Origin of the sequence: Ruoffia sp. FAM 26254 (genome assembly GCF_045528545.1) — a bacterium.
Lineage (GTDB): Bacteria > Bacillota > Bacilli > Lactobacillales > Aerococcaceae > Ruoffia > Ruoffia halotolerans.
This window is the reverse complement of record NZ_JBGQQY010000006.1, coordinates 63530-74582: the sequence shown is the minus strand read 5'-3', so window position 1 is coordinate 74582 and position 11053 is coordinate 63530. Positions and strand designations below refer to the sequence as shown.

Here is an 11053-nt window from a genome sequence, read left to right as displayed (position 1 = left end):
CTTCTAAATTTAAGGTAATATTTAATTGAGCCATAATAATCTTCCTTTCAATGTTTGTCTGTCAACTACATTGTACCAAAGAGATTATTATGGTTTTTTACTTTTACACAATTATATGGGCTTTATCCAACTTGAGACAAATGGGATGGTGGTTTGGCTTGAGTTGAAGCAACTTGAGACAAATGGGATGGTGGTTTGGCTTGAGTTGAAGCAACTTGAGACAAATGGGATGGTGGTTTGGCTTGAGTTGGGGTAACTTGTGACAAATGGGATGGTGGTTTGGCTTGAGTTGAGGTTACTTGAGACGAATTGAATTGGAGTCTGTCTTTAGCCAACAAAAAAGAACCTAATCACATTTCTGATTAGGTTCTTCTATTGCATTTTGCTTACTTACGATTTCTCGGATGATCCGGATGATGTGGGTCGCCACCATAGGTTTGTTCACGAGACTCTTCAAGCTTTTCTTCCTCTTGCTTATCTGAGCTATCTTTATCACGGTTACGTGGATGGTCTGGGTGATGCGGGTCGTTATAAACTTTGCGTTTCACTTCTTTTTCAGAATCTTTTTCAAAAGCCATTTATATTTCACCTCCAGGCGAGTAATTAATTTGTTACCCAATTTTCAACAGTATACTTACCATCAACTTCTTCTACCTCTTCAGTCATAAACAAACTTTCGCCGTCGAAGACATATAAGACAGAGTCATTAATTAACATCGCGTATTGAGCTTCCGAGTCATCGTTAAGTTGAACACTTTCAGGGTCAATCAATTCAACTTCGGTATCCTGTGGAAAACTTGTGTTAGTTCTTAGATGCATGGCTAGGACAAGTTGCATAAATTCATTCTCAGATTGGTAAGCCATCTTGAAATCATTATGCTCTATTAAATCATTATCAAAACTCTCTTGAAGTAATTCATATGTGTGGCTTTCTACTAAGAATTCATCTTCATGCCCTTCTTCAACCGATGAAAACTGCGTCATAATCTGCTCTTCACTATCTAGTCCGATTAAATGATTCACATCTACAGCAACCACATCATCAGCTAAGTATAGGCCAACATTTTGGTATACACGTGCGTTCTGGGGATTCTCTCTCAAATCAAAAGCTAAATTCATGTAGGGATATAAACGGTCTGCTTCTCCGTTCTCATCTAAAAGAACGACCGGTGAGATAGTTTTACCAATTAAGCCTGAACCCAGACCTCCTTCGCCCTCGCGTAAAGCACCAGTAAGAATGATTAAATCTTGATACATTGCTTCAGTGCTTTCAACTTCGCCCTCTTCGTTTGCAAAAAATCTAATACCTCGCTGTTCTGGGGTATTCACAAAATAATAGGATAAGTTAAATAAACCATCTTCACTAATTGATAAAATCAATTCTAAATCAGTATCCAAATCTTCAACTCTAGCTTGGGCAGTATAAAGACCAACGTAATCATCAGTAGCTTCTGGTGCTTTATAGACGCTATCGTCTGGATTTAGTATATTAGTTGGTATGAAATTGGCATAATTCGTTCCATGTTCATGATGATGGTCTGCTGCTAAAGTTCCAGTCGCATCATGGTCATGATCTTCTTCTGCCAAAATCATCACTGGATTCAGTGATAGCAATAAAGTAGTAGTTAAAAGTAGCGTCAAACATTTTTTCAATGGCTTCTTATCCTTTCAATTATTAATTAATTTGGCGTAATTCCAGCAAGATACTTATAAGTGATTCCATCTTGATCTTGCAACTTTCCATCAACTTCTTCAAGTACGAATAATTCTTCACCGAATAGTTGAATGTTCCACGCATCCTCTTCTTCAAACACAGTCGGACTTGCGATTGTATAATAAGCATACCCATCTTTTTCCGTATAGTAAATGCCCGGAATACGGTTATTGATTAAATTTAAAATGTCCAATTGTGACATTTCAGGTGTAATCATAGAGACAATTTCTCTATAATCTGCTTGTAAATCATATGGTAAATTATCTTCACTTAAGTAACGTTCACGGACACTTTCAGAATAATTTGATAATTCTGGATATGGAAAAGAATGAAAGTCAGCTAACCATTGACTCTTTTCTAGCCCAGTTGCTTGGTCGGTTAAATCGTGTTGGTCTTTAATATAAATTAAAAGTTGATTTTCTTCGAATAATAAGCCCTCTATCGCATGATCTTCTGGTGCTATATAATATCCTACAAAAGGTACATCAGACAAAGTTAGTTCCTCAACTTGAGCCAGTACACTACTCTTAGGGCCAATTAAAGTGAAAAACAGTCCAATAAATAATAATAAATTTCTTTTCATAAATGTCTCCTAAAATTCAAAAGCGCAACGTTAAATAAATAACGCTGCGTTAAGAATTTGTTTAATCGAATTCCTCAGAGATTATTCAGCTGATTCTTCTTCAGTTGTTTCTTCTTCAGTTGTTTCTTCTTCAGTTGTTTCTTCTGCTGTCTCTTCTTCAGTTGATTCTTCTGAAGTTTCTTCTGCAGACTGTTCAGTTGTTTCTTCTGTTGACTCTTCTTCAGTTGATTCATCAGCAGATGCTTTACCAGTTACTTCGATTGGTGCAACTGCTGTGTCGCCACCTTCGTACATACCCATTGCTGCTAATAATTTGTAAGCAATGTCGTTATTTTCAAAGTTTCCTTCGAACATTGCAGCTCCTGATCCGATTGCATAAACTGGAACACGCTCTGGAGAGTGGGCAACCGTTGTAAATCCAAAACCAGCTTTACGAGCTACTAAACGAGTTGATGCAATAGAGATTGGTAAGTAAGAGTGGTAGCCTTTGATAACGTCAGCTTGACCAGCGTTACGGTCTTCATACTCTAATTTAGATTGCTCAAATGCATAGCGTAATTCTTCTAAATCTAATGCAGATACTGCCATTAAATCAGTTTCTTCTGCTTCTGCTTCACTTGCTTCTGCTTGTGTTAATACTTCTTCAGTTGCTTCTAAATCAATGATGAAACCAAAGTTTTCTTCTAGTACTGGAACAAAATCTTCGAAAGTCATTTCTGGATTTTCTTCTAATGCTTCAGTAAAGATAACATCGAACTCTTCTTGAGATACAGCTTGGTTATCGATTAAGTGGAAGTAACTGTTGTATCCTGTCTCTGAGTTACCTATTGTAAATCCACCAGTTGGGTGGTCAGCTGTAACAACGATTAACGTTTCTTCTGGATGCTCATAGTAGAAGTTAATTGCTTCTTGGATAGCATTCTGGAAGTCAATAATTTCGTGAATTGTAGCAGTTGCATCATTCGCATGCTCTGCCCAGTCAATCTTACCAGATTCAGTCATCATGAAGAATCCTTCTTCGTTTGAACCTAATACTTCAACCCCTTTAGAAACCATGTCTGCTAATGATTGCTCACCTTGGTCACGGTCCATTGCGTATTTCATTGAAGAACCATCTGCTTCAGATAATACAGCTGCTGGAGCATATACTTTACCTGAATCTGCAGTAATTGCATCAAATTCTTCTTGTGTATCTGCAACAGTATAGCCATTTTCTTCCATGACCTCGTATAAGTCAGGTTGACCTTCTTCACCCGTACGACCTCCTAGAGATCCTCCAGCGAAATAATCGAAGTCAGATAAAGCCATTTGTTCACCGATTTCATAATAGTTATTACGGTGCTCAACGTTTGAGTAGAATGCTGCTGGTGTTGCGTGGTTTAATGTAACTGTTGAAAGAATACCAATTGATTTACCTTCAGCTTTTGCTTTTTCAGCTACTGATTCTGTTTGTTCAGTGAAGCCAGGAGTTAAACCAATCACGTTTGAATCAATCTTTACACCGTTACCGAATGAAGTTGCTGTTGCTGCTGAGTCTGGCACATAGTGGTCTGCATCCGTTGGGTTTTGTAAACCAATTACTGGAAATTGTGAGAAGTTTAAAGGTTGTGCTTGCGCTACACCATTTCCTTCATTACCATTATCTGGGCCTAAGTAATATTCTGCCGCAGATACAGGGATGTTCCCCATTCCGTCACCGATGAATAAGAATACGTATTTGGCTTGGTTTTCGTTTACTAGTGATAAATCTTCAGTTAAAGCGCGACCTTCTTCTAAAGTAACAACTGGTAGATCAGCAAATTGACCCTCTTCTTGTCTTGCAGAAACAAATGTAGGTGATACGACTGATAATAATACAGAAGCACATAATGATACTAAAAGAGATTTCTTCATTTTTTCAAAATTCCCCTATTCCATAAATTATTTGTATTGTATTACAAGAATTATTATAGCAATGTAATGTAAATTTGATGTAAATTTGGCAGTTTTAATGTAAAGTTTAAGTAAATTTTATGTAAAGTTTTAACCCTCGAAATATTAAGTATTCATGCATTGTTTTTAAATTTCAATAATCCTTGGCCTCGCTAACTTTAATACCATATACTAACTATAATTAGAATAATCGGAGGCTGATTATATGCAAAAATTAGTTTACAGCTCACTTAATGGGCAACACATCGTTGATACACGTTCGCAACATTCATTTCAAGCTGGCCACATTGTTGGGGCACTGAATCTTAATTTAGTTAACTTTAAAAAGTACGCAATCAACTATTATCCGACTAATGAGTCTATGGTCTTTGTCACTGATGATAACAGTTCACAACACTTAGACAACCTTCAATTATTAGCAAAAGAATTAGGCTTTACAGAGTTGTCTGGTTATATTTTGTTTGAGGAAATCCCTAATTCGGAACTTAGACAAAGTGATACAATCTCTGCTAATGCTTTCTTAAACCTTGAAGGCGATTATACTCTTCTTGATGTTAGATATCCGTCCGAAATTACACGTATCGCACCTAAAAATAATCTAAAATCCATTCCATTTTAAGATTTACCTACGTCTCATCAATCCCTTAATCACAGTAAACACATCTATACTTTATGCGGTTCTGGAAACCGAGGAACAGCAGTTGTTTCATACCTTGAGACACTAGGATTTCAACCTATCATTATCGATCGTGGTATGAAAGCTATCCAAGACGAGAGACAAATATAATGATTCTGGTGAGTTATAAAACAATTATTTAAAGATTCAAGTATAATGAGAGTACCAATATTTTAGGAGTGTGAGAACATGACGGTAGAACAGACCTACATCATGCTGAAGCCTGACGCTATCCAGCGCCAATTAATGGGTGAAATTATTAGTCGAATTGAAAGAAAAGGCTACCAGATCCTTCAAGCAAAGCTGATGAATCTTGATTCAAAGACAATTGCGAATCATTATGCTCATTTATTAGAACAGAATTTCTATCCTAAGCTGGAAGCTTATATGTTATCTGGACCAGTATTTGCAATGATAGTTGAAGGTGAAGAAGCTATTCAAGGTATGCGGTCATTGATGGGTCCAACTAATGTCTTTGAAGCTATGCCGGGAACAATACGCGGAGACTTTGCGACTGATTTAACTTATAATACGATTCATGGATCAGACTCACCTGAAGCTGCTGAAATTGAAATCAAGCGATTCTTTGGCTAGTTTCTGTGAGTTCAACCTGACTATTTACTAATCAAATAATAGGAGCATTATATGAATAAATTTTTAAAAGTTAGCTTATTACTTGTGTCTTCATTCTCATTATTTAGCTTTCAATCTAGCTCGGCACAAGGCCTGATGGGACGACAAGAGTTCGTTGATTATTTAAGCTCTTCCCTATCATCTGGCAATGGTTGGGTAGATGGCGGACAATATATGGATGATTTTGATGAGGCATTATTCAACTCTGCTATCAGTGGAACGACTTTAAGTGATGCTCAAATTCGAGATATCATTTATAGTTTGGAAGATGGTTATCCAGGGTGGATTGACCATGCAACAGAGATGTCATTAACGGAATATGCCCGTGAATACTTAGCACAATATGCTAGTCCTGCTGGAGATAGCGCTTCGAATGCCAGTACAGAATCCTTACCTTATCAGGATTTTATTGGGAATTATCAATCTACTGGTGCAGTTCAAAGCATTAGTTTACAAAACGTAACTATGCCTTACGATAATTATCTAGAAAGGTCAGAGGAAAGTTTAGTGTTCTTTCTTTCAAATAAAGTCACAGTTTCTGATTCCTTTAAACCTGATACTTCCCATCAACTAACTTTTAATCGTGATGGAAGTGTTGATCACCAAGGTACTGAAGGTCTGGGATACGCATCGTACCAATATCAAAGCTACATTGGTGAGCAGTCAAATATGTTAAAATTAGGCACCAGCCTATATTTTTATTATAACGACGTCCAAGATTCCTATGATTTAGTGAGCTTTCATGAGACACAAAGTAATTCAATGGATGATATCACTTTTAATGTAAACTTAACTCGTTTTCAAAAGTTGTCAGCTGAATCAACAAGTCAACCATCAAGTTATCAAAATGTCATTGAGATTCATCAAGCGTTTGAAGCATTCAATTGGATTACCTCTCCCGAGGCTTTAGAAGCTTATGGTGATTTTAGATATGTTGTTGAGAATGCTGTCTTTGGTAATGGTAGTGATGGAACTAAGACCTCTGATCTTCAAGCAATGATTGATCGCTCTGATTATACGGTTTCTGAGCAGCTTAAACTGGATCATCGTAATAATTATATTATTTCGTATCCTTATTACAGACCGAATGGAACAGAACCATTCATGCAAGTTTCTTACCCTATCTATGATATTTATGCGATGGGGGCAACTTTGATTTTCTATGAAGTTTCGCCTGAGATGTTTAAACCAATTGACTATGATTTTTATCAATATCATTCAGTGAACCAATTTGTTGAATTGAACCCGAATATTATCGCGGTATCTCAATTTTGGAGCACACCAAGTGACCGATATCAACTTGCCATTCTGACAATTCATCCATCAACAGGAGCTCAAGAAGTGAGCTTTGTCTTTTACGATAACGGTAGGCTCTTCTATCACAAATCTGTGCCCTTTAGTGAGTATAAAGACCAACCCGCTAAAGCCAATTATTTGAATTTTGTTGAGTATGACGACTCTAGAAGATAAAAAATGCGCTTAGAAATGGAGTACCCCTCACTTTTCTAAGCGCGTTTTTCTATTTTTGTAACCGGTTTGACCTCAACCAATGGTTCTTGAAATTGTGGATGGACTAACATTTTCGATATGACATTCGAGCCATATGTATGGAATAGTTTATTAAAGTAGTCATAATAAGTTCCTGGAGCTAAAATTCCTGTGACATTTATCAGATCAATTCCATTGTTCCCAAGTAATTCATCTGCCAGCAACACGCAATTGGTTCCTAAAACAAAATAAGTTTTATAACGTCCGCGCTTAAATTTAAAGGCTTGCCCTTTCGTCGCTTCCAGTACTTTGCCGATATAACTTTTCTTTTGTTTTTCAGTCGTTGCTTCCCAAGGCGTCACATCTTTTAGAATATGATCGAGTTCGTATTTTAACTCTTCTAACTCTTCTTCTGTCAGACCGATTCCAAAGCGAAACACACTCGTTCCTCTCGTTTTTAGAAAATCTAAGTAAGGTTTTTCATCCGCAACGACGAGAACACCATCCCCTATTGCCCCTGCAGCGATATGAGCTTCAATATCATGATTTCCGTATGAGTACACTTTTCCTTTATAACTGATGTCCACGTGTCCTATCTTATCAAAGCCGGTCTTTCCTACATGGATTAAAATATGAACAATTGAATCTTCATCGTAATCTTTAGCAGGCAGTTTATTAGAAAATCTTTCCGAAACCGTATCTTCATTACCTACCAGCATTTCATTAAATTTAATCAACACGTTATTCGGAATAATCGCATCAATAAAGACTGGTAAAGGTATCCGTATGCGATTTCTTAGTTTCCTGGCTTTTTCATTCCGTGTAATTAATTGCCTTCCGTCATTAACATAAGTAAAACCGATAAACACTAAGTAGACACCAAGTCGAAATAACGTGTTCGTAATACGCTCCGAACCAAACATACTCGTGGCGCCAAATAGAAAATGGATCAATGAAATAAATAATTGACTCTTTATATTTCTCACTTTATCTCGCGCTAATAAAATATAGGAAGTGAAACCAATAATACCGACCGTAAACTGATACAAACCAATAAAGAAGATTAGCCAACCGGTTGTAAATTCAACTCGATTAGCCCAAATTAAACCGAAGATTACATACAACAATGCCTTTCCTAATGCCATTAGCCTAGGTAGAATCTTATCTTCTCCTCGTTTGAGTACTAAGGTACAGAATAATTTCCAAAGACCTATGACAATTAAAATGAATTGAATAATTTCAGCCAATAGGAGAACAAATGAAGCTCTAAAAAAGACAAGCGCAAGTCCAAAAATAACTAAAAAGCAACCAAATAAAATCGAACTAATATTTTCTCTGCGACTCACCATATCTAATCCCCTATCACTTTTTATTTATTATATCTTAGCTATGTTAATATGAAAGTAACATTGTTTTTAAATAAATTGCACTTCAATAAACAGATTACTTCAGAATATATTTTATAAAATATAGGTCCAAATTACCATTCATATGCATGTGCTTTCCGAATAGGAAATTACGACTCAAAAAAACTGTACAACTTTTGTACAGTTTTTATCTTTATTTAATCAGCATAAGTTTCTATTTGGAACTCAATAATTGTGTCAGTCTTCGTCACAGCATCAATCATATCTTCCTTCAACTAATCTGTCAGATGATAATAAGAAATACTAATACTGAACGCATAATGAGTGCGGTCAATTAGATTCACTATTGCTGCACCTACACAAAAGACATCTTCGTCTGATTTGCGGTCATCAATAGCATAACCATTTTTCTCAGAATCTTCCACTTGCCCCTTCAAATCTGCTTGATTAGGTAATGTATAAGGTGTTCGTGGCGTTAATTCATCAAAAGCAAAAGATTCATTTTGGACCGCCTTATCGAACGTAGCCAAAGTCGCTTCCCCCCTTTCATCACACCGCATATCACCAAGTAATATACGTGTGTTTAATATTTTGGAAGACGTTAATAACGTTATATCCGCATGATTTGAGATATCATTCATTGTTAAGGGTTCTCCAGATTGTGACAGTACCCCAACTAGATCAGCTTTTATTAAAACCGTACCATATAGTTTTTTACCAACTTTAGACAACCCAATCCCTCTTTCTCTTTTAGAAACTTAATCTCTTTATCATAGCAGTCTGTGTCTTTTGTTGTCAGTCATTGCTATAAAAATAATTGCATTTTTGTACTTTAATCACTAGTCCATAGCAAATGCAATCGTTTACTTATTTTAAACGCTTAACTGAGTATATTATTAGTAACCCTTTCTTTATTTCGATATGATAGAGTTAGATGGAGGTTTTATATATGAAATTAACTGTTTATTTAGCGGGTCAAATTCATGATAATTGGCGCGAAGAATTAAAAGAGAAAGTAGCTGCAAAAGGCTTAGATATCGACTTCGTAGCTCCCCAAACAGACCATGATACTTCAGATGCTATTGGTGAAAAAATCTTAGGTGAACAACCTAATAATTACTACCATGATGATGCTGCTTCTGATATTAATAATTTCCGCACTCAAATACTGATGAATAAAGCGGATCTTGTTATTGCACTGTTCGGCGACCAATATCGTCAATGGAATACAGCAATGGACGCAACAACTGCCATCAACCACAACAAGCCACTGATTATCGTACGTCCAACTAAATTAATTCATGCTCTTAAAGAGTTATCAAATAAAGCGAATGTGACTGTCGAGACATTGGACCAAGCTGTGGAAGTATTGGATTACGTATTTAAATAATGAAATAAAAAACTCAACAATTTTGGAGATTGTTCCAAGTTGTTGAGCTTTTTCGTGTCCTAGTGATTTTTCAGGGACAGGAAACGCGTATATATTCTTAATATCCTTTAAACCAACCCAATAAAGTTAACTACCGGCGTTTCATATGGATGTTTCTCAAAGATAATCGCCTCGGCAAGTTTTCTATCTGCTGCTTTTATCCTGAACTCAACTTTCAACTCATCCACTTCTTCAATCTCGCCAACCTCACCTATAAATGGATTCGCCCCATCTAGTGGTCTAAAGTGGCCTTTTACAGGCATGGTTGAATAACAATAATCGTAATTACCGTCTTTCAAAAGTTCTGCCTCATTCAAGGCAGCGATTAAATCATCTGTATTTTCTGCTGGTATAAATATTTCAACTTTTACATAGGACATATAAAGTCCCTCCCTTCTTAAAACTCTCTACAATAGTGGTTTGCGTTGTATTTATCTTAGTTAATAAGTGAAATTAGGTAAATAACATTTACAGGAGTGAAACAAATGCATGCATTATATCAATTACTACAAGATTTAAAAGGTTACAAATGGGTGAACCTAACTCATGAAGTGAATGATCAAATTCCAATTTATCATACATTTAATCCACTTCAAGAGAAACAAATTTCAAAAATGGAACAAGACCGCGTGCACTCACTTGAGTATACTATCGGTTCTTCTCATGGAACTCATATTGACGCGCCAAGTCATTTTGCTGAAGGAAAAAGAACACTACAAGACATCCCACAAAATGAACGTGTCTTACCTCTTTATGTCATTCATCTAGAAGACAAAGTTAAAGACGATCCAGGGTACGCAGTGACTGTCGAAGACATTAAAGACTTTGAAGAAACATACGGTCAAATTCCTGAAGGCAGCTTTGTAGCTTTCTCAAGTAGTTGGTATAAACGCTTTGATGACCTTGATGCTTTCGTCAATAAAGACAAAGAAGGTGTAGAGCATACACCAGGATGGTCAATTCCGGCTTTAGAATTCTTAAGTCGCACACGTAAAGTCACTGCCATCGGTCATGAGACACTAAACACGGATAGTGGTGTCGACGCAGCTGAACAAGGCTTCTTAGACGCACAATACTATTGGTTGGCCGAAGATAAATTCCAAGTAGAATTACTAGCTAATCTTGACCAAGTCCCTGCCGTCGGTAGCATTATCTTTGTTGCTGTTCCACATATTAAAGACTCACCTGGTTTCCCAGCTGAAGTTTTTGCGGTAATTCCGAATAATTAAAA

13 protein-coding genes and 1 pseudogene are annotated in these 11053 nt (G+C 36.6%); 7 read left to right on the top strand and 7 right to left on the bottom strand.

Annotation, left to right across the window (positions count from 1 at the left end; all coding sequences use genetic code 11):
- The first annotated feature begins 70 nt into the window (after nucleotides 1–70).
- Entirely contained in the window at nucleotides 71–256 is a 186-nt protein-coding gene (locus ACEN3Z_RS02990; RefSeq protein WP_407089551.1) for a hypothetical protein, read from the top strand.
- Between the two features lie 130 nt (nucleotides 257–386).
- Here the strand turns inward: ACEN3Z_RS02990 and ACEN3Z_RS02985 are convergent, their stop codons facing one another.
- The 4 genes from ACEN3Z_RS02985 to ACEN3Z_RS02970 form a co-directional block, all read right to left on the bottom strand.
- Nucleotides 387–578 carry a hypothetical protein gene (locus tag ACEN3Z_RS02985; protein ID WP_407089550.1) on the bottom strand — a complete coding sequence of 64 codons (192 nt, stop codon included), beginning with the start codon at nucleotides 576–578 and terminating at the stop codon, nucleotides 387–389.
- A 25-nt stretch (nucleotides 579–603) separates the two neighbouring features.
- On the bottom strand, nucleotides 604–1653 hold the full coding sequence (locus ACEN3Z_RS02980; RefSeq protein WP_407089549.1) for a hypothetical protein: 1050 nt from the start codon (nucleotides 1651–1653) through the stop codon (nucleotides 604–606).
- 26 nt (nucleotides 1654–1679) lie between these two features.
- Nucleotides 1680–2297, bottom strand: coding sequence for a hypothetical protein (locus ACEN3Z_RS02975; RefSeq protein WP_138404200.1), 618 nt, complete (start codon nucleotides 2295–2297; stop codon nucleotides 1680–1682).
- Nucleotides 2298–2378: 81 nt separating this feature from the next.
- On the bottom strand, nucleotides 2379–4190 hold the full coding sequence (locus ACEN3Z_RS02970) for an alkaline phosphatase (protein ID WP_407089548.1): 1812 nt from the start codon (nucleotides 4188–4190) through the stop codon (nucleotides 2379–2381).
- 244 nt (nucleotides 4191–4434) lie between these two features.
- Between ACEN3Z_RS02970 and ACEN3Z_RS02965 the strand changes: the two genes are divergently transcribed.
- From ACEN3Z_RS02965 to ACEN3Z_RS02950, 4 genes and pseudogenes are all read left to right on the top strand, one after another.
- A complete protein-coding gene (locus ACEN3Z_RS02965; RefSeq protein ID WP_407089547.1) occupies nucleotides 4435–4848 on the top strand; it encodes a rhodanese-like domain-containing protein in 414 nt (137 codons plus the stop codon).
- Nucleotides 4849–4863: 15 nt separating this feature from the next.
- Nucleotides 4864–5016 (top strand): annotated as a pseudogene (locus ACEN3Z_RS02960) (rhodanese-like domain-containing protein); the annotation flags it as partial.
- 78 nt (nucleotides 5017–5094) lie between these two features.
- A complete protein-coding gene (gene ndk / locus ACEN3Z_RS02955) occupies nucleotides 5095–5499 on the top strand; it encodes a nucleoside-diphosphate kinase (protein ID WP_407089546.1) in 405 nt (134 codons plus the stop codon).
- Nucleotides 5500–5550: 51 nt separating this feature from the next.
- Nucleotides 5551–7008: a hypothetical protein gene (locus tag ACEN3Z_RS02950; protein ID WP_407089545.1), complete on the top strand. Its 1458-nt coding sequence runs from the start codon at nucleotides 5551–5553 to the stop codon at nucleotides 7006–7008.
- Nucleotides 7009–7043: 35 nt separating this feature from the next.
- On the opposite strand, the gene ACEN3Z_RS02945 is transcribed toward ACEN3Z_RS02950, so the two are convergent.
- Both ACEN3Z_RS02945 and ACEN3Z_RS02940 read right to left on the bottom strand, forming a co-directional pair.
- Nucleotides 7044–8375, bottom strand: a complete 1332-nt coding sequence (locus tag ACEN3Z_RS02945) for a hypothetical protein (protein ID WP_407089544.1) — start codon at nucleotides 8373–8375, stop codon at nucleotides 7044–7046.
- Nucleotides 8376–8668: 293 nt separating this feature from the next.
- A complete protein-coding gene (locus ACEN3Z_RS02940) occupies nucleotides 8669–9124 on the bottom strand; it encodes an IclR family transcriptional regulator C-terminal domain-containing protein (RefSeq protein WP_407089543.1) in 456 nt (151 codons plus the stop codon).
- Between the two features lie 218 nt (nucleotides 9125–9342).
- On the opposite strand from ACEN3Z_RS02940, the gene ACEN3Z_RS02935 reads away from it, so the two are divergent.
- Nucleotides 9343–9783, top strand: a complete 441-nt coding sequence (locus tag ACEN3Z_RS02935) for a YtoQ family protein (RefSeq protein WP_407089542.1) — start codon at nucleotides 9343–9345, stop codon at nucleotides 9781–9783.
- Between the two features lie 107 nt (nucleotides 9784–9890).
- On the opposite strand, the gene ACEN3Z_RS02930 is transcribed toward ACEN3Z_RS02935, so the two are convergent.
- Nucleotides 9891–10202, bottom strand: a complete 312-nt coding sequence (locus ACEN3Z_RS02930) for a hypothetical protein (protein ID WP_407089541.1) — start codon at nucleotides 10200–10202, stop codon at nucleotides 9891–9893.
- Between the two features lie 105 nt (nucleotides 10203–10307).
- Between ACEN3Z_RS02930 and ACEN3Z_RS02925 the strand changes: the two genes are divergently transcribed.
- Entirely contained in the window at nucleotides 10308–11051 is a 744-nt protein-coding gene (locus tag ACEN3Z_RS02925) for a cyclase family protein (RefSeq protein WP_407089540.1), read from the top strand.
- Nucleotides 11052–11053: the final 2 nt, after the last annotated feature.

What these genes read in the sequence shown, in the direction of transcription:
- ACEN3Z_RS02985 (WP_407089550.1), bottom strand. Translation starts at nt 578, where the DNA reads ATGGCTTTTGAAAAAGATTCTGAAAAAGAAGTGAAACGCAAAGTTTAT.
- ACEN3Z_RS02975 (WP_138404200.1), bottom strand. Translation starts at nt 2,297, where the DNA reads ATGAAAAGAAATTTATTATTATTTATTGGACTGTTTTTCACTTTAATT.
- ACEN3Z_RS02970 (WP_407089548.1), bottom strand. Translation starts at nt 4,190, where the DNA reads ATGAAGAAATCTCTTTTAGTATCATTATGTGCTTCTGTATTATTATCA.
- ACEN3Z_RS02965 (WP_407089547.1), top strand. Translation starts at nt 4,435, where the DNA reads ATGCAAAAATTAGTTTACAGCTCACTTAATGGGCAACACATCGTTGAT.
- ndk (WP_407089546.1), top strand. Translation starts at nt 5,095, where the DNA reads ATGACGGTAGAACAGACCTACATCATGCTGAAGCCTGACGCTATCCAG.
- ACEN3Z_RS02950 (WP_407089545.1), top strand. Translation starts at nt 5,551, where the DNA reads ATGAATAAATTTTTAAAAGTTAGCTTATTACTTGTGTCTTCATTCTCA.
- ACEN3Z_RS02945 (WP_407089544.1), bottom strand. Translation starts at nt 8,375, where the DNA reads ATGGTGAGTCGCAGAGAAAATATTAGTTCGATTTTATTTGGTTGCTTT.
- ACEN3Z_RS02935 (WP_407089542.1), top strand. Translation starts at nt 9,343, where the DNA reads ATGAAATTAACTGTTTATTTAGCGGGTCAAATTCATGATAATTGGCGC.
- ACEN3Z_RS02930 (WP_407089541.1), bottom strand. Translation starts at nt 10,202, where the DNA reads ATGTCCTATGTAAAAGTTGAAATATTTATACCAGCAGAAAATACAGAT.
- ACEN3Z_RS02925 (WP_407089540.1), top strand. Translation starts at nt 10,308, where the DNA reads ATGCATGCATTATATCAATTACTACAAGATTTAAAAGGTTACAAATGG.